Origin of the sequence: Nostoc sp. (assembly GCF_036917515.1) — a bacterium.
Lineage (GTDB): Bacteria > Cyanobacteriota > Cyanobacteriia > Cyanobacteriales > Nostocaceae > Nostoc.
Genome location: NZ_JBALDE010000015.1, coordinates 1 through 16,608 on the forward strand (window position 1 = coordinate 1; position 16,608 = coordinate 16,608).

The window sequence follows — 16,608 nt, forward strand, 5'->3', positions numbered from 1 at the left end:
TGAATTTACTACTTATTCCTTTCTTTCTTCTGCCTTCTGCCTTCTGCCCTCTGCCTTCCCCTAACCTAGATCACCAAAAGTTGCCAAGAACCAATAGTTGCTTCAAAATTGCGTAGGCGAACGCGAGTGCGTCTCCAAGAGTTGCCAGTCGTAGACATTGCAGATTGAAGTATTGTCTCTGAGTCAATTAGAGGATTTAAGAGGTTGTTTGAAAAGTGCTTTCTGTGACTTTAGGCACTTTTAGATTCCCCCTAACCCACTTTAAAAAGGGGCGAACCAGAATCAAAGTTCCCCTTTTTAAATGGGATTTAGAGAGCTAAAACTTTTGATAACGACAACAGAACTTTTCAAACATCCTCTAAGCTCGACTTTATTCAAAATTAAGAACTTGGTTCTCCTTATAGAGTAAAAACCCTAGCTTTTTAGCAAAAACTTTTTCTATGTCACTGATTCATGGTGAAATCGAAAAAGTAAAACTAAGACTCCATACAGGTTTTAGCCTTAGCGTTCGTGCAACGACTCCGCAGGGGTATCGCGTTGCGAAAAAAATGGATAAAGTTAAGCTAAGTGAGGCGCTATTAGATTTATCGACAGTAGCGGATTTGATCGGCTGGTTCAATAGTGTTAAAGAAAGCTGACCAATTTACTCAACTTCTTCACAATGAATTAACAGCTTTTCCATCGCTTCTGCTAGAGAAATCAATTCTGTCCAAGAGGAACCACTAACTAAATTTTGGGCGTGAGCTAATCGGTTTCGCAACTGTTCAGCAGACTTGAGGAAACGTTCGCCAAATCGCTTTGATTTTAGTCCTAGTTGCTGGAGAAGTTCTGGTTGATTTAAAATCAACTCTCGCTTATCACAGAATTGCAGATAATCTAACAAATCGGTGGCTTCGTTTCTTTCCTGACTTTCTCGCCATAGTCGTTGAGCAACTTCTAAGCGCTCAGGTTTAAGGACTTTTTGCCAAGAATCTTGGGGATAGTAAATCCGCACCAGCCGCAGCAAATTCATTTCTAGCAGCGTTACTAAGCCAAACAGTAGCATTCGCACGGGTGCTTTCTGCAAATCACCACAAGTAACAATACCACTGACCTGATTGCAATCTAAGACAAACAATCGCGGAGTTTGTTGCAAAATGGGTAGCAACTTTATCAGTGGGGTGGAAATGGTAATTAGTTCTTTGGGATGAAACACCCGTTGATAGTCGCTACATTTACCTTTTTTGTCTGGAATCAAACTAGAGCGTTCTACATAACCGCTAATAATATCTCCCGTCTCAATGCCGATAACATCAAAATTTTGTGCTTGCATCCAATGCAGCACTTCTTTCGCCTCCGCATCAGCTGACATAGCTTTCAGGGGTTCTGCCACGTATTCAATGGTGATATTGTTCTCAAATAAACTCCGCAGGTCTTGAGAACGTGATTTTAGGTGTTTCATCCCCCAGATGTGAACTCACGTTAAATAATCCTATGGCACTGACGCGATCACCAGTGGAATTTTCTGCTAGATTATCCTTGCATAGCCATCGCTATCCCAACAAATACCATAAACTTCACGTTATACCATCTTAGTTGGTAATAATTTAGTGATGATTTAGACAATTTCAAGTAACAAAATATTTCGCATATAGAAAAAAATAAATATATATGTAGTTTACTATATGAGATTAATTGATTAATTTGCGATTAAAATGCCGAAAACCCTGACAAAAAAATGTTATTACTAAAACGACGTAACGAATTGATACTTGGTAGAATTTTACCAAGATAACCAAAATTGATAATATTATTATGCCAAGAAAAGAACAAGGATGGGTTACATTTCAAACCTCAGAGGACGAGCGGAAGATTCTAGAGGAGTTCTGCGAACAGTCTCAACGCACTAAGACTGAGATTCTGCGGGAACTTGTGCGTAGTCTCACTCAGCATTCCTCAACATCAATATCACCAGCAACTCAGCAGGAACAACAGGAAGATATTGACTACACTCAAAAGCTTAATATAGAAAGTAGTATTCAAAAGAAATCATTAAAAGTTAGCTCTCGCAATATTCTTAAAGGTGTGGTTAAACGAGTTGTTTATGGAGCAGTTAATAGTGAGGTTACTTTGGAAATTATTCACAAAGTAGAATTAACTTCGATTATCACCAGAGCTTCCGCAGAAGAATTGGAATTATCTGAAGGAAAAGAAGCTTATGCAGTTATTAAATCTAACGATATTGTTATTGCTAGAGAATAGAAATACATTGATTTTGGGTGTTAAATATTAAGAGAATAAGTTTTTTTTACTAAGATTTTGAAGAATTGAGTATATATAGTTGATGCGATCGCTGATGTAATAGCTATTTTTGTGTAAATGTAATACAGCATAGGATATCATAGCTGTGCTGACCTACTGAAGTTGACACAGATAATTGTCCTCCATAGCCCAATACATTTGAGTTAAGCATTTTTTCTTTTCTTTCTGTTTCGTGCCAGTTGCTTCTCCCAAGGGGTGACGCTCTTGCTAGCTTGCTTCCCCGGAGGGGTACAAGTCGGGGAACCACAAGGGCGCACTGTCTTCTCTGCGCCTTTGCGATAGCCTACGGCAAGCCCTCCGAGTGACGCTCCTGCGTCGAAGAGGCTGCGCTAACAGCAGTCGCTTATTGCTGACTAAGCTGTTGAATGTGTCATTATTAATGACAAAGCTATTAGTGCCATCTAGAGATGAGGGTTTGAGGCTGCCACCAATGCCGATATTCGTCCCTCCAAACACCACATAACTTGTCCCATATCCCCCAATAATTAAATCGTCAATGCGCACTTTTATATGAAATTTCTTAATCAGGATAAGTGCGATGTCTATGACAGGCTATGACGCTTTTGCGTCCCTAACGCTATGCTATTGGTGACGCTAATTATCTACTAGCTATATTTCCGCTGATTAGTTTATATCGCTTTTCCAACTGTTACAATCAGCTTTTTCATAACTTTATGAAAACAATATACATTATCTATACAAAAAACATTCTGTAATAATACTAGTTTAAAAATGTTTGCGACAGATACCCCACCTGCGCTAACACGCACCCTCCCTTTACCAACTACGGTGTACAACACACAAATCTCTTGCCCTGCAATGGCATTGCATCGACTAACAATGGCATTGCATCGATTGACAATGGCATTGCATCGACTAACAATGGCATTGTATCGATTGACAATGGCATTGCATCGACTAACAATAGCATTACATCGACTGACAATGTTATTTCTCTCGTTCCCATACTTTGTATGAGAATGAGTCAAGCCTTATCAAGCTAGATTTTTAGAACTTGTGTGTTAACCGTAGCTCTTACCAAGGGGAGGGTTAGGGAGGTAGGGCAAACGCATAATTACTCTTAACCTTTTTGAATCGCTGCTTGATAGCGACCTAGCGCAATTAAAGGAAAGTATTGTTGATACAGATGATACTTAAGATAAAAATGGCAAGGGAAGCCAGTACCTGTAAAGTCAGCCTCAAACCAAGTACCATCTGGCTTTTGAGTTGCCACTAGGTAGCCAATTCCCCGTTCAACGCCCTCAAGAGCTAATTTACCTGTTGCTTCAGCTGCTGCTATTAACCCAATTAAAGCCCAAGCAGTTTGAGATGCAGTACTATTTCCTTTTCCTTTGAGACTAGGATCGTTGTAGCTACGGCAAGTCTCGCCCCAACCACCATCTGGGTTTTGACATCCAACTAACCAAGCTGCTCCCCGTTCTATACTGAGTTTATGTCTTTGAGGATCGATTAACGCCAAAGCTGATAAAACGCCACTGGTGCCGTAAATATAATTTACACCCCAACGACCAAACCAACAGCCTTCAGTTTCTTGTTCGCGCAAAAGATAAGTAAGCGATCGCTCTAAATTATCACTATCAATTGTCAAATCACAAGCACCCAGCATTTCTAGTACTCTAGCCGTAACATCTGCGGTGTTAGGATCGATCATTGCTTTCAAATCGCCATAAGGAATCGAGTTGAGCCAATCTTGATCGTTATCTAAATCAAAAGCAGCCCAACCGCCTGGTTTACATTGCATAGATGCAATCCAATTTAAGGCACGCGCGATCGCAGCCTGCTTAATTTTTTCATTCGGGAGTTTTACCAAATGTAGAGCCATCACCACCACCGCCGAGTCGTCTACATCGGGATAAAAGCGATTCTCAAACTCAAACGCCCAAGCCCCTGGTTTTCCTTGACGATTTTTGACAGCCCAATCTCCGTAATCTAAAATTTGTTTTTGCAACAACCATTCTCCAGCTTTTACCACAGATGGATGATCTGCTGTAAAGCCAGATTCTATCAAAGCACGCATCGCCCAAGCTGTATCCCAAATGGGTGAAATACAAGGCTGAATTCGATAACTATCCTCTGTTTCAATGGCAAAGTTATCAATTGCTTGCAAACCACGTTCTACAATGGGATCGCTTTGGTCATAATCTAGAGACCGCAAAGCCAGCATCGAATTCAACATCGCCGGAATAATGCCGCCCCAGTCGCCTGTAGCTTCTTGGCGCTCTAAAATCCATTTTTCGGCAGCTTTGATGCCTTCTTGGCGGAAGGGTACTAAATTCAGGCTTTCTGCTAACTTGAACCCCCGATCTAGAGTGAGGAATAAATCTGTCCAATCGCCACTTTGCGGTAATTCCCACCGGACTTGATCGATACCTTCAGTGTATAGCTCATCTAGGTTGATAGTTGGGTTGGTGATATAAACAGGTTTGCGATCGCATACAATCAATAATGGTACGGTGCTGGAACGTGCCCAGCTAGACATCTCGTAGATATTCACAGGGAAAGCATTTGGCAACAACATCACCCAAGCTGGTAGTGAGGGAATACCGCGCCAGTTGTAGCAGCCAATCAAGGCTAAGTGTAACTTGGTAAAAATCCGAGTTTTGCTGATACCACCTCGTTGGAGAATAAAAGCTTGCGCCCGAATCATCGCCGGATCGGTTGCTGGTACACCTAGCAGTCTTAGCGCCATGTAGGCTTCAACCGAGGTGCTAAGTTCTCCGCCATCACCGTAGTAAAGTTCCCAGCCGCCATGCTGCCGTTGCTCTTGACGCAAATATGTTTCAACTTTGTGTAAAGGTCTGGTTTGGTCTGTTCCCCAAATTTTATGCAGGAGGACAACTTCAGCAGTAATTGTGACATTAGATTCTAACTCTGCCCACCAATAACCTGCGGGATTTTGAATCGAAAGCAGATATTCTTGGCTAGCTGCGATCGCATCTGCGACTTGATTGACTTTTACTCTATCTTGTGTTTGCATGAAAAACTATTTAACCTCAACACCCAACTCTAGATATGAATACTGTGTTACAACAAAAAAATTTTTTTTCCTCTATCAATAGACATAGTATTCTGTCTGAGTCACTGATAATTTGCAATAGGTCATGGATGTAATTGTATTAGGATTTATGCTCTTATCCTTGACAATTTGGTTGGGATTACTGGGTTTTTGGGGACAGTTTTGGCGGACAGACCAGCAATTGGAGTTTACAGAAACTCAGCTAGAATCGTTACCTGTAGTTTGTGCTGTAGTTCCAGCCCGTAACGAAGCCCAATTGCTACCAACTACACTGCGATCGCTCCTACTCCAAGATTATCCTGGTTCTTTCAACGTGTTTTTGGTAGACGATCGCAGCACAGACCAAACAGCAAATTTTGCTGAAGGGATTGCTCACGCTGTCGGTAAACCCCAACAATTGCATATTATCTCAGGTGAATCACTGCCTCCCGGTTGGTCGGGTAAACTTTGGGCAGTTGAGCAAGGCATAAAGAGCGCAAGTTTATTTGCACCCGATTATTTTTTGCTGACTGACGCAGATATCGAACACGATCCTGCTAATCTCCGCCGACTTGTGAAAAAAGCTATGCAGGAAGATTTAGATTTGGTTTCGGTAATGGTGCGACTCAGGTGTGAGAGCTTTTGGGAAAAATTGTTGATTCCAGCTTTCGTCTTTTTCTTCCAAAAACTCTATCCTTTTCGCTGGGTAAATAATCCCAACAATCCCATAGCCGCAGCCGCTGGGGGATCTATTTTGATTCGTAGAGAAGCTTTAGAACGAATTGGGGGAATTCAAGTGATTTATCAAGCTTTAATTGACGATTGCGCCTTAGCTCAGGCTGTTAAGAAGAGCAGGAAAGACAAGGGGGACAAAAAAAACCATGCTCAATACCTAATCCCCAGTCAAGGGCGTATCTGGCTGGGATTGAGTAGCTTGACTCGTAGTTTGCGTCCATATAACTCGCTAGCGACGATTTGGGATATGGTTGCTCGTACTGCCTATACCCAACTGAATTATTCGCCATTAATACTATTGGGAACTTTGATAGGAATGCCTCTAATTTATTTAACTCCACCTGTATGTGTGATTCTAGGTGTAGTTTGGAGCAATTGGGCGATCGCATTTACAGGTTTATTAGGATGGCTGTTAATGACTTTCGCTTACTATCCGACGATCCGCTTTTATAAATGTTCTGTCTGGTTCGCGTTGAGCTTACCTGCGATCGCTTTTCTCTATACCCTGATGACTCTAGACTCAGCAATACGTCACTGGCAAGGGCGCGGCGGCGCTTGGAAAGGAAGAGTGTACACCAACCCAAATAATTTATAGTTGGGATGTGGGGGCTTATAAAGGCGATCACAGTATCAAAGGCAGCAGAGATGAGTAACAAAACTTTGACAAATAGCATTTATTGTATAATCAAGCAAATAAGCGTCAATATTTATACAATACTGTTTATTTGCTGCATTAGGTAATTAGACATGAAATATCGTCTATTGTATTTGCTTTTTTTTGGCTCTAGCTTACCACTATTATTTGCTCAACCTACATTTGCACAAGTCACCCAAATTACTGGAATTAAATATAGATTAACTGAGAAAGGTTTGGAAATTATTTTAGTTACTCCTAGTCCCAAAAATCTACTGAGTTTTCCCACAAGACAAGCTAAGACACGTATATTTAATATTCCCGAAGCTCAATTATCTTTACCTTGTGGCAAATTTTTTCGTCGAGAAAATCCAGTTCAAGGAGTTCAATCTATTAGTGTAACTTCTGAGAATACTAACCAAGTCAGTGTTGTGGTGCAGGGTGAAAAAAGCTTACCAAAAGTTATAGTATCTATAAGTCAAGCAAAAATTGATTGCATCAAATGCAGTTTTCAATATACAGAAGAATTAAGAAAAAAAGGTATTGAAGGGATAGCCGAGGTGGTTTTAGATATTGATGAACAAGGTAATGTCACTCAAATGAGCTTGGGTCGTTCAAGCGGTAATACTGAACTTGATAATGCTGTATTGACGCAAGTAAGAAAAATGAAGTTTATAGATAATGCCTGTGGACAAAAAAATATTTTCCTCAGAGCTAATTTTATAATACAGGGGTCACTACTTTATCAACAAGCAATTGAAGAATATAGAATGAGAGGACGACAAGAATCTCTTCGGCAACGGTTGAGAAAAGAAGGAGAATAGGTGCAGAAAATAAATCTTTCAATCAAGGTGCTTCAAGGAGCGCTCGTCCTATGTCATTCTCATAGAGTATTACTTTGCAGTTGTGCATCACCAAAAACAGTTTTTCATGAATACTCTACCAAGCTTTGACTGTCCCTTTAATTATTCCACCATCGACTTTTTCGCCATCTTCTAATACCAGTCTGATATCTAAGTTATTCTGTAAGATCCCATACTTTGTCTGAATTGATAAAAACAACAGAAGTCTAAAACAATTATGGCACATCGATAAAGGGAGAATCCGGATGAGAGTTGTTTAAAATTGGCTAGGGTATTGTGAGATAAAATCAAATTTCAAAATCGGTAGTGCTAATCTAAAATTAAAGTATGCCTCAAGTGGTTAATTAAAAGAGTTATGACAACCGCAACACCAACAAATAATCCTGTTATTATCCCCAAAAAACTGCCTTTTCTGGAGTCAATTTGTTGGCAAACTACTGATGTATATCGGTTTACTTCAGAACAAATGCTGAGTCGCTACGAGCGTGGTTGGCAATATCGCAGTCTATTTAATAATCTTGAGGGTGAAGAACTGAATTTCCTTAAGGAACTCGCCAGACGCTATAAATCCTGGTTACAAGTTTGCTTATGACCTTGAGGTTAGAACACTATAATCAAATTCTCACAGTTCTTGAATCCTTAGATTCTGACATACTTAGAAAGGGTTCTGCTTACTTCGGTGGCGGAACCCTTCTTGCACTTGATTTTGAAGAATATCGCTGGAGTAGAGATATCGATTTTATCGCTTCTGTCGGTACAGAAGGCTACAAATACCTGCGGACAGTGGTATTTGAAGGTGGGCATGAAGCATTATTTCATGATTTAAGTAAAATCCAAGTTGGACGTAGCACAACTGATCAATATGGAATTCGGATGATCGTTTTTGTAGATAATGTACCGATTAAAACGGAAATTATTGCCGAAACTCGTTTTCAACTAGACCCACCAAGATATCCAAAGTGGTCACTCGTTCCCTGCTTAAGCTTCAATGACTGTTTTACCTCTAAGTTGCTGTCAAATTCTGACCGTTATGCCGATGACAGCGTTGAGGCAAGAGATTTAATCGATCTAGCAATTCTTCGGCTGCAATCTCCAATCCCTCAAGCATCAATTGAGAAAGCTGAAAAAGCATATCAGGTTATGCGCCCTTTGAAAAGAGCGATCGCAGTATTTCAAGAAAGACCAGATTACAGGGAGAAATGCTTTCTCGGTCTACAAGTTGATCGAGCTCAGATACCCAAAATTATTGACGGTATTGATTTACTCTCTACAGATTTAGGTTTATCTCACACTCCAAGGACTTTTCGAGAACAACATGATATCTTTGCTGATTTAGAAACACTAATTGAAAAAAGAGAAGATTCTTAAACAAATAGCGATCGCCCCATGCCCTATACTCAATACCCCTAAATCCTTGAGGCTGTTTGTTTAGTACTGGCAGGTTCAACAGATAATGGTTGAGCAGCTTTCAATACCACATCCAACAACCCTGGAAACAGTACCTCTAAATCTTCACGCCGCAGGATGTTAATGTGGTGTGTCCCTTCTCTACGTGTCAAGACTATCCCCGACTCCCGCAAAATCTTGAAGTGATTGGACATAGTAGACTTAGCGATCGCAAAATCAAACCTCGCACAGCAGTGTTCCCCCTCAGTCGCCAACAGGCGCACAATCTCTAGCCGCACCGGATCGCCCAATGCATACAACACGCTTGGTAAAGAAATATTTTTTCTATCTGGATGATAAAGGAATCTCATAGTTGCATTATCTCATCAAGTGGCATATATTTTTATTATTCGATATTATCGAATAATAGAATTAAGTAGGAAGGCAATTTATGTCATCCATTACAAACGTCACAGAAGCCACATTCAAGCAAGAAGTCTTGGAAAGTGATATTCCGGTATTAGTGGACTTTTGGGCCCCGTGGTGTGGCCCTTGCCGGATGGTCGGCCCAGTCGTCGATGAAGTTGCTACTGAATACGAAGGACAGGTGAAATTTGTGAAGTTGAACACAGATCAAAATCCTACTGTCGCTAGCCACTATGGAATTCGCAGCATTCCGACGCTGATGGTTTTTAAAGGAGGTCGGCAGGTCGATACTGTCGTCGGGGCGGTTCCAAAAACTACCTTGAATAAGACCTTAGCACAGCATCTTTAATTTAAGTCATGGGCATGGGGAATTGGGCATCGGGCATCAGGCATTGGTTATTTCGCCTCTGCTCCCTTGCCCTTCTGCTCCCCAGTCCCAAATTCCAGATCGTTTTGTTTCAATTAACGGGGAGGGGAAAGAGCGAAATGGACTTGAAATTGCATGGTAAATCCGCCTTGGTAACTGGCTCAACCGCAGGTATTGGTTTGGCGATCGCTCTTGGGTTAGCTCAAGAGGGTGCATCAGTAATTGTCAACGGTCGTTCTGAAGAACGAGTAGCTCAAGCGATCGCCAAAATTAAGCATTCTACACCCGACGCGAAAGTTTCTGGTGTTGTTGCTGACGCAGGCACTGCATCAGGGGTAGAGAAACTCATTCAAGAAGTTCCTGACGTTAATATACTGATCAACAATGTGGGTATTTATGAGCCAAAAACCTTCTTTGATATTACTGATAAAGACTGGTTAAACATATTTGAGGTTAACGTCCTCAGTGGAGTCCGTTTGAGTCGGCAATATCTGCAAAAGCAGTTAGAGCAAAACTGGGGGCGGATAATTTTTATCTCCAGCGAATCTGCTATTCAGATCCCAGTGGAAATGATTCACTACGGCACAACTAAGACAGCGCAACTTGCCATTGCCCGAGGTCTAGCAGAAATGACTATCGGGACTGGAGTCACAGTAAACTCAGTCCTACCAGGGCCAACTCGTTCAGAAGGAGTTGAAGATTTTATCAACAACCTGGCGCAGGAACGCGGTATTACTCGCACTGACGTTGAGGCGGAATTTTTTCAAAATGTGCGTCCAAGTTCCCTAATCAAACGCTTTGCAACTAATGAAGAAGTAGCAGCGATCGTAGTTTATCTTTCTAGCCCCGTAGCTTCAGCAACTAATGGTGCAGCTTTGCGGGTAGATGGTGGCGTTATTCGGTCGATTGTTTAGTTTGTACGGGGGTGGGGATTGGGGGCTGGAGAGAAATAATTAATGACGCCAGTCGCCTCAAGTCGGGAAACCCTTTCGGCAATCGCTCATGGGGGAAACCCCCAAGACCGCGTTGCCTCACCACAGCGCTGGCTCCCCAATGCCCAATGACCAATGACTAAAATAATTTGGAGATAAAAACCAATGAGTACTGATATGAACTTATTCTCTCCTTACCAATTAGGGAATCTGGAATTACCTAACCGGATAGTGATGGCACCCTTAACCCGAAATAGGGCAGGTAAGGAAAACGTACCATATCAACTGAATGCTACCTACTACGTCCAACGTGCTTCTGCCGGACTGATTATTGCTGAAGCAACACAGGTAACTCCTGAAGGACAGGGCTATCCTGCTACACCAGGAATTCATTCACCAGAACAAGTGGAGGGATGGAAGTTAGTAACCGATGCCGTGCATCAGCAGGGAGGAAGAATTTTTCTGCAACTATGGCACGTAGGCAGGATTTCTCACCCTGATTTACAACCGAATGGAGCTTTACCTGTGGCACCTTCTGCGATTGCTCCTAAAGGTGAGGCTGCAACTTATGAGGGGCCAAAACCCTTTATTACTCCTCGTGCTTTAGAAACTTCGGAAATACCGCAGATAGTCGAACAGTACCGTCAGGGAGCAGCAAATGCCCTAGCGGCTGGGTTTGATGGCGTGGAAATTCACGCAGCTAATGGTTATTTAATAGATCAGTTTCTCCGGGATGGTGCGAATCAGCGCACAGATAAATATGGCGGTGACATTGAAAATCGTACCCAATTCCTGTTGGAGGTGACAGAGGCGGTAACTAGTGTGTGGGATTCTAACCGAGTTGGGGTACGTTTATCTCCTAGTGGGACTTTTAACGATATGCATGACTCCAATCCCCTGGAGACATTCGGTTATGCGGCTCAAGCGTTGAACCAGTTTAATTTGGCATATCTGCATATTTTTGAGGCAATAGAGGCAGACATTAGACATGGCGCGATAATTGTACCCACTAGTCATATACGCGATCGCTTTACAGGTACACTGATCGTCAATGGTGGTTATACTCGTGAAAAAGGCGATGCAGTACTGGCAAACAAAGCAGCAGATTTAGTTGCCTTTGGCACGTTATTTATATCAAACCCGGATTTACCGCGACGCTTGGCTTTGAATGCACCACTAAATCAAGCAGATCCAGCAAGCTTTTATGGTGGCGATGAAAAGGGATATACAGACTATCCATTTTGGTCAACTGCTAATGAGCCTGTAGCTAAGGCGTAATTCTTTTCATCTAAATAATTAAAACCCATTTTCCGCACTTTAAAGTATCAAATCTAACTTAGAAGTTTGAGATTTTTCCAAGATACAACAAAATGGTTGTGTAAATTGGTTGTGAACTATGAAAGATACTTTAGAAGAAGCGGAAATCAAAGAACGCGTTAACGATTGGCTAGCTGCGTTTAGTGCAGGCGACAAACCCTTTGATTTTTCTGTTTTAGACAATCTTTACTGGCAAGATGAACAATTGCTCGCCTTCGATACCCTCTCACCGCAGACCACTCGAATTCAAGGATGGCAATCCTATGAGGAAATATGGAAGCCCTTCATGACAGCAATAACCCAGTGGCAAGTTAAATCAGTTGGGGATATTCAGATTTTCACAAGTGATAACATTACCGTCTCTGCTTTGATTTTTCATAGTACAGTAACCACCACAGGGAATGAGGCGGTTGGAATTACGGCTCATGCGACGCTTGTATGGCAAAAGCGAGAGGGACAATGGCGCATTATCCACGAGCATATCTCTAACCCGGTTAACATTGCCAATTAGAGAGGAACATAATTACATTGCCCTGCTCTTTAAAGTTCTCAATCACTTTAGACATAAAATCCGAAACCCTCTTATAACTCAACTATCAGGAGAATCTCATGAGTTCCATCACTCAAACCCAACCTTTAGATGTACCCAGTGCGATCGCTAAACGTCGTGCCATCAAAACTTTTAAAACAGACCCCATCACCCCAGAACTGCTCAAGCAACTGGTAGAGTTAACCGTGGCTGCACCCAGCAGCTATAATCTCCAGGACTGGCAAATTATTCTTGTGCAAGATGAAGCGCAAAAGACAGCACTCTCAGCAGCATCTTTTAATCAACAGCAAATTGTCCAAGCACCTGTAACCTTTGTCTTTGCCGCCGATCCTAACGCAGGCGAACAAAACTTGGCCCCAATTCTAGAGCGGGGACTGGAAACTGGGGCATGGAATGAAGGCACAGTAAACTACTTTAAAACCGCCGTTCCACAATTTCAAGCAACGCTAGGCGACAAGCGACGCGAATATGCGATCAAAGATGCGATCATTGCCGCTACCCATTTGGTGTTAGCGGCAGAAAGTCTGGGATTATCTACTTGTTTTATGAACGGTTGGATTGAGGATCAGGTAAAACAAGTGATTGGTGCTGGGGAGAATTCAGATTTAGCGATCGCTGTTTTAGTTCCTGTTGGCTATGCAGCAGAATCACGCTTAAATCCAGGTCGTTTGCCATTCTCCTCCAACGTCTCTGTAGACAGAATTGGTAATTTTTATGCAGGGTAGCTTTCTCTAAATTGCGAATAGGGCATTGGGCATTGGGCATGAGTCTTTGATACTAGTGAACAAGTCTTTGATACTCGCCGACGAGTCTTTGATACTCGTGAATGAGTCTTTGAACTCCACTCCCCTGCTCCCCTGCTCCTCTGCCCCCTGCTCCCTGCTCCCTGCTCCCCCACTCCCCCCTCCAAACCATGTCCTTACCCTCCTTCCTAGCGCGTCGTTCGTTCCACTATGGCTGGATCGTCGCGGGTTTAACATTCCTAGCCTTGCTGGTGGCAGCCGGAATCCGCTCTGCTCCTGGAGTTTTTATAGTGCCTCTGGAACACGAGTTTGGCTGGAGTAGAGCAACTATATCTTTGGCAATCTCGATTAACTTAGTACTCTACGGGTTGATTGGGCCTTTTGCCGCCACAGTAATGGAGCGGTTTGGCATTCGCTGGATGATGGTGTTCTCACTTGCTGTCATTGCGCTTGGTGTCGGTTTAACCACTTTCATGTCAGCTTCCTGGCAGCTAGTTTTGTTGTGGGGTGTAGTTGTCGGTTCTGGTAGCGGAGTTATTGCCCTAGTTTTGGGTGCTATTGTCGTCAATCGCTGGTTTTTTGAGAAGCGGGGTTTAGTTTTGGGCATCTTAACTGCCAGTACAGCCACGGGGCAACTGGTATTTCTGCCGATGCTGGCCTCAATAGCCGATCGCTTTGGATGGCGAGCTGCGGCTCTGGCTCTGACTGGTGCAGCACTTCTAGTTATTCCTGCGATCGCAGCCTTTATGCGCGATCGTCCGGTAGATGTCGGTTTGCGAGCCTTTGGCGACAACAGCGAAACTGTAGAAGTGTTACAGCCGAAAGTCAATTCCATTACCTCCACTCTTAACGCTCTCTGGCTAGGAATGCGTAATCGAGACTTCTGGCTGTTATTTGGTAGCTTTTTTATCTGTGGCGCAAGCACAAATGGGTTAATTGGAACTCATCTAATTCCTGCTTGTATTGACCACAATATACCTGAAGTCAAAGCTGCTGGGCTTTTAGCAATTATGGGACTATTCGATTTTTTTGGAACTACTATGTCCGGCTGGCTATCTGACCGTTGGAACAATCGCTACTTATTGTTTTGGTACTACGGGTTGCGGGGTCTATCTTTGATTTTCTTGCCCTTCAGTTTTAACTTTTCCTTCTATGGACTTTCCATTTTCGCCGTCTTCTATGGACTTGATTGGATTGCTACCGTACCACCGACAGTACGTCTTGTTGCCAATGTCTTTGGTAAAGAAAATGTCGGCGTGATGTTCGGTTGGATTGTCGCAGGACACCAGCTTGGTGCAGCGACAGCAGCATTCGGAGCCGGAGTGTTGAGAACTTGGACAGGTAGTTATTTACAAGCGTTTATTTTATCAGGCGTTCTCTGTCTGATTGCCGCAGTTTGTGTACTACAAATTGGTCAAACTCCCACTAAGAGTAATTATTTTGTAGAGAAGAATTCGTAATTGTGCTCTCACCAAAAGCTTTGTCAGAGGGATAATAACCATTAATTGTATCAAAAGTAACCCTATATAGTAAGCGAATTAAAGGTTAGGACATAATGACAAGCGTGGATGTTAGGAATAGTAATGTTTTACCTCCTGCCTCCAGCAAAGCTGCCTTCTGCCTCCTGCTATAAATCAATTTTTGGTAATGGATGAAGCGATAAAAACCAAAAGTTAAACAACGCTTTATAGGCACAGAAGTTTGTCTAAGCCAATAAAGCGTTGTAAATTTAATAAGTTTATACTACGAGCATCTACACAAACAATGTACAAAAATTACCCATAAAAAGCAATGTAAAGCACACTCTAGTTACGAGATTGTGTATGCTTCGCTTATTCCTTTTTCTGACATCTCAATTCTTAAAACTGAACGACCGATATCTCTCCATGCAAATCCAATTTACCATCCACAGGCAAAGGTACTGGTGACTTGGTCGTATCTACCGAAACTCCACCAACAATTGCCATTGAACCCGCATCGTCCAGTTCCTCAAATAATTCCAAATCTCCAAAAAGCTCTTGTCCCTTGTTGCTTGCAGTTGTATTGGATACAGCCTTTTGTTAGTTATTAAACAACATGTGAGTTCTCCTGTGTTTCTTTGGTTAAATTTTGTATCTTTTTTATTCCTAATTAAAGTCTAGTGGGTAGACACTGCATTTCTATCTATCTTCGTTGGTAATTAATTACATAGTTTTTTCCACCCAAAGACAGTGAAAAACTTTCAACTACGATTAGAACAAGCTTGTATAGATATCAGTTGAGTTGGCATTCAAATGCACATGCGATAAGTCGATATTCAAACGAGAAAACTGCTCTAAGACAGCTTTTATACGCCCACTTGCTGTATCAATCCTTTGCTCAGTAGCTTCTAGCAACCCATTGGCGACAATTTGACAGCGATTCATTCCAAAGCTTTCTTTGACAGCAAATTTTTGATCTGGTTCTTCAGCCAATCCCAACCCTGGTGCTAGCTGCAAGGTGAATAGCGGCACTTCTGACTTAAAATGCGATTCGTTCTGTTTGTAAACAGTTGTGATTACTTGCCTAATTCGGTCATAATAATTTTTCTCAAAATACAAAACTCCGGAATCATAGCGATGGTAGTCTTTTGGATTGTATAAAACCTTAAAACTAAAAGGAATCGCCATCTGATTTAGCTGCTGCGTGAGACTTTCCATCACCGCAACAGCACCAGTTAAAGTCAAATTGAAATAAATTCGCACTAATGAGAGTTTACCTTGATCTGACCGACTTTTTAACCCCTGATTGCCAACCGCCATGTAAAAGCCATTTTGCACTCGATTCTTAGGTAAAAGGACAGCAACTGCATCACCCACACTCGCCGCGTGTTCATTCGGTTGAAGATGGCGCGATTTCTCGATATGCAGCCTCAAATTATTCTTAGTGACTGCTAATGTACCATCAGTTTCTTCTCTAACAACAGACCAACCATAGTCAAAGTAGCCTTCTCCAAAATTACTTTGATGCAATTGCTCATAAAAGTCCATATCTACCCCCAAATAAGTATTATTCTCCAAATCTAGGGGTAAATTATTTTTCTCTGCATCTAGTGCCAAAAATCGTCGCAGAGAACCGTTGTAATATATGCCGTAGAGAAAACCCCGCAATTGCAAACTCAGATATTTTTGCTGCATTTGCGGATTGAGTTTCTGAAAACGGGCAACTGCATCAACTGGCAATTCCAATGGTTTGTAATCGGGATGGCGAATCGAAAAATCCGCGCTCACTTCCACTTTATGAACAATATCTTCTAGAACAGACAGTAATTGCCCACTGACGCCAGCCTGAATTAAAGTTTGAGTAGAATCAGGATGCAT

General features: G+C 42.2%; 18 protein-coding genes. 13 read left to right on the forward strand and 5 right to left on the reverse strand.

Translation table 11 applies throughout. The features are described from left to right. Positions 1-440: 440 nt before the first annotated feature. Complete coding sequence (locus tag V7K89_RS01105) at positions 441-638, forward strand: hypothetical protein (RefSeq protein ID WP_335183906.1); 198 nt, start codon at positions 441-443, stop codon at positions 636-638. 5 nt (positions 639-643) lie between these two features. Here V7K89_RS01105 and V7K89_RS01110 read toward each other — a convergent pair whose 3' ends face one another. Further along, a complete protein-coding gene (locus tag V7K89_RS01110; protein ID WP_335183907.1) occupies positions 644-1,441 on the reverse strand; it encodes a hypothetical protein in 798 nt (265 codons plus the stop codon). A gap of 353 nt (positions 1,442-1,794) precedes the next feature. Between V7K89_RS01110 and V7K89_RS01115 the strand changes: the two genes are divergently transcribed. Then, positions 1,795-2,241: a TOBE domain-containing protein gene (locus V7K89_RS01115; protein ID WP_335183908.1), complete on the forward strand. Its 447-nt coding sequence runs from the start codon at positions 1,795-1,797 to the stop codon at positions 2,239-2,241. Positions 2,242-2,508: 267 nt separating this feature from the next. Here V7K89_RS01115 and V7K89_RS01120 read toward each other — a convergent pair whose 3' ends face one another. Then, the gene (locus tag V7K89_RS01120) at positions 2,509-2,805 is read right to left on the reverse strand and encodes a hypothetical protein (RefSeq protein WP_335183909.1); all 297 of its coding nucleotides are present in this window, start codon (positions 2,803-2,805) and stop codon (positions 2,509-2,511) included. Positions 2,806-3,033: 228 nt separating this feature from the next. Between V7K89_RS01120 and V7K89_RS01125 the strand changes: the two genes are divergently transcribed. Beyond that, positions 3,034-3,279 carry a hypothetical protein gene (locus tag V7K89_RS01125; protein WP_335183910.1) on the forward strand — a complete coding sequence of 82 codons (246 nt, stop codon included), beginning with the start codon at positions 3,034-3,036 and terminating at the stop codon, positions 3,277-3,279. 103 nt (positions 3,280-3,382) lie between these two features. Here V7K89_RS01125 and shc read toward each other — a convergent pair whose 3' ends face one another. Next, positions 3,383-5,299 (reverse strand): squalene--hopene cyclase, encoded by a 1,917-nt coding sequence (shc, locus tag V7K89_RS01130; protein WP_335183911.1) that lies wholly within the window; start codon positions 5,297-5,299, stop codon positions 3,383-3,385. A 124-nt stretch (positions 5,300-5,423) separates the two neighbouring features. Between shc and V7K89_RS01135 the strand changes: the two genes are divergently transcribed. The 4 genes from V7K89_RS01135 to V7K89_RS01150 all read left to right on the forward strand — a co-directional run bounded on the left by V7K89_RS01135 (position 5,424) and on the right by V7K89_RS01150 (position 8,917). After that, on the forward strand, positions 5,424-6,647 hold the full coding sequence (locus V7K89_RS01135; RefSeq protein WP_335183912.1) for a glycosyltransferase: 1,224 nt from the start codon (positions 5,424-5,426) through the stop codon (positions 6,645-6,647). A gap of 152 nt (positions 6,648-6,799) precedes the next feature. Beyond that, a complete protein-coding gene (locus tag V7K89_RS01140; RefSeq protein WP_335183913.1) occupies positions 6,800-7,510 on the forward strand; it encodes a TonB family protein in 711 nt (236 codons plus the stop codon). A 394-nt stretch (positions 7,511-7,904) separates the two neighbouring features. Further along, entirely contained in the window at positions 7,905-8,141 is a 237-nt protein-coding gene (locus tag V7K89_RS01145; protein ID WP_335183914.1) for a hypothetical protein, read from the forward strand. Further along, complete coding sequence (locus tag V7K89_RS01150) at positions 8,138-8,917, forward strand: nucleotidyl transferase AbiEii/AbiGii toxin family protein (protein WP_335183915.1); 780 nt, start codon at positions 8,138-8,140, stop codon at positions 8,915-8,917. Before V7K89_RS01145 ends, V7K89_RS01150 begins: the two co-directional genes overlap by 4 nt. A 38-nt stretch (positions 8,918-8,955) precedes the next feature. On the opposite strand, the gene V7K89_RS01155 is transcribed toward V7K89_RS01150, so the two are convergent. Next, positions 8,956-9,306: an ArsR/SmtB family transcription factor gene (locus tag V7K89_RS01155; protein WP_335183916.1), complete on the reverse strand. Its 351-nt coding sequence runs from the start codon at positions 9,304-9,306 to the stop codon at positions 8,956-8,958. An 80-nt stretch (positions 9,307-9,386) separates the two neighbouring features. On the opposite strand from V7K89_RS01155, the gene trxA reads away from it, so the two are divergent. The 6 genes from trxA to V7K89_RS01185 all read left to right on the forward strand — a co-directional run bounded on the left by trxA (position 9,387) and on the right by V7K89_RS01185 (position 14,730). Continuing rightward, positions 9,387-9,710 carry a thioredoxin gene (gene trxA, locus V7K89_RS01160; RefSeq protein ID WP_335183917.1) on the forward strand — a complete coding sequence of 108 codons (324 nt, stop codon included), beginning with the start codon at positions 9,387-9,389 and terminating at the stop codon, positions 9,708-9,710. Between the two features lie 137 nt (positions 9,711-9,847). Beyond that, on the forward strand, positions 9,848-10,642 hold the full coding sequence (locus tag V7K89_RS01165) for an SDR family NAD(P)-dependent oxidoreductase (protein ID WP_335183918.1): 795 nt from the start codon (positions 9,848-9,850) through the stop codon (positions 10,640-10,642). Positions 10,643-10,825: 183 nt separating this feature from the next. After that, positions 10,826-11,938, forward strand: a complete 1,113-nt coding sequence (locus V7K89_RS01170; protein WP_335183919.1) for an alkene reductase — start codon at positions 10,826-10,828, stop codon at positions 11,936-11,938. 118 nt (positions 11,939-12,056) lie between these two features. Then, entirely contained in the window at positions 12,057-12,488 is a 432-nt protein-coding gene (locus V7K89_RS01175) for a YybH family protein (protein ID WP_335183920.1), read from the forward strand. 98 nt (positions 12,489-12,586) lie between these two features. After that, positions 12,587-13,252, forward strand: a complete 666-nt coding sequence (locus V7K89_RS01180) for a nitroreductase family protein (protein ID WP_335183921.1) — start codon at positions 12,587-12,589, stop codon at positions 13,250-13,252. 188 nt (positions 13,253-13,440) lie between these two features. Next, complete coding sequence (locus tag V7K89_RS01185) at positions 13,441-14,730, forward strand: MFS transporter (protein ID WP_335183922.1); 1,290 nt, start codon at positions 13,441-13,443, stop codon at positions 14,728-14,730. Positions 14,731-15,501: 771 nt separating this feature from the next. Here V7K89_RS01185 and V7K89_RS01190 read toward each other — a convergent pair. Beyond that, the gene (locus V7K89_RS01190; protein WP_335183923.1) at positions 15,502-16,608 is read right to left on the reverse strand and encodes a T3SS effector HopA1 family protein; all 1,107 of its coding nucleotides are present in this window, start codon (positions 16,606-16,608) and stop codon (positions 15,502-15,504) included.

What these genes read in the sequence shown, in the direction of transcription:
- V7K89_RS01105 (WP_335183906.1), top strand. Translation starts at nt 441, where the DNA reads ATGTCACTGATTCATGGTGAAATCGAAAAAGTAAAACTAAGACTCCAT.
- V7K89_RS01110 (WP_335183907.1), bottom strand. Translation starts at nt 1,441, where the DNA reads ATGAAACACCTAAAATCACGTTCTCAAGACCTGCGGAGTTTATTTGAG.
- V7K89_RS01115 (WP_335183908.1), top strand. Translation starts at nt 1,795, where the DNA reads ATGCCAAGAAAAGAACAAGGATGGGTTACATTTCAAACCTCAGAGGAC.
- V7K89_RS01125 (WP_335183910.1), top strand. Translation starts at nt 3,034, where the DNA reads ATGTTTGCGACAGATACCCCACCTGCGCTAACACGCACCCTCCCTTTA.
- shc (WP_335183911.1), bottom strand. Translation starts at nt 5,299, where the DNA reads ATGCAAACACAAGATAGAGTAAAAGTCAATCAAGTCGCAGATGCGATC.
- V7K89_RS01135 (WP_335183912.1), top strand. Translation starts at nt 5,424, where the DNA reads ATGGATGTAATTGTATTAGGATTTATGCTCTTATCCTTGACAATTTGG.
- V7K89_RS01140 (WP_335183913.1), top strand. Translation starts at nt 6,800, where the DNA reads ATGAAATATCGTCTATTGTATTTGCTTTTTTTTGGCTCTAGCTTACCA.
- V7K89_RS01145 (WP_335183914.1), top strand. Translation starts at nt 7,905, where the DNA reads ATGACAACCGCAACACCAACAAATAATCCTGTTATTATCCCCAAAAAA.
- V7K89_RS01150 (WP_335183915.1), top strand. Translation starts at nt 8,138, where the DNA reads ATGACCTTGAGGTTAGAACACTATAATCAAATTCTCACAGTTCTTGAA.
- V7K89_RS01155 (WP_335183916.1), bottom strand. Translation starts at nt 9,306, where the DNA reads ATGAGATTCCTTTATCATCCAGATAGAAAAAATATTTCTTTACCAAGC.
- trxA (WP_335183917.1), top strand. Translation starts at nt 9,387, where the DNA reads ATGTCATCCATTACAAACGTCACAGAAGCCACATTCAAGCAAGAAGTC.
- V7K89_RS01165 (WP_335183918.1), top strand. Translation starts at nt 9,848, where the DNA reads ATGGACTTGAAATTGCATGGTAAATCCGCCTTGGTAACTGGCTCAACC.
- V7K89_RS01170 (WP_335183919.1), top strand. Translation starts at nt 10,826, where the DNA reads ATGAGTACTGATATGAACTTATTCTCTCCTTACCAATTAGGGAATCTG.
- V7K89_RS01175 (WP_335183920.1), top strand. Translation starts at nt 12,057, where the DNA reads ATGAAAGATACTTTAGAAGAAGCGGAAATCAAAGAACGCGTTAACGAT.
- V7K89_RS01180 (WP_335183921.1), top strand. Translation starts at nt 12,587, where the DNA reads ATGAGTTCCATCACTCAAACCCAACCTTTAGATGTACCCAGTGCGATC.
- V7K89_RS01185 (WP_335183922.1), top strand. Translation starts at nt 13,441, where the DNA reads ATGTCCTTACCCTCCTTCCTAGCGCGTCGTTCGTTCCACTATGGCTGG.
- V7K89_RS01190 (WP_335183923.1), bottom strand. Translation starts at nt 16,608, where the DNA reads ATGCATCCTGATTCTACTCAAACTTTAATTCAGGCTGGCGTCAGTGGG.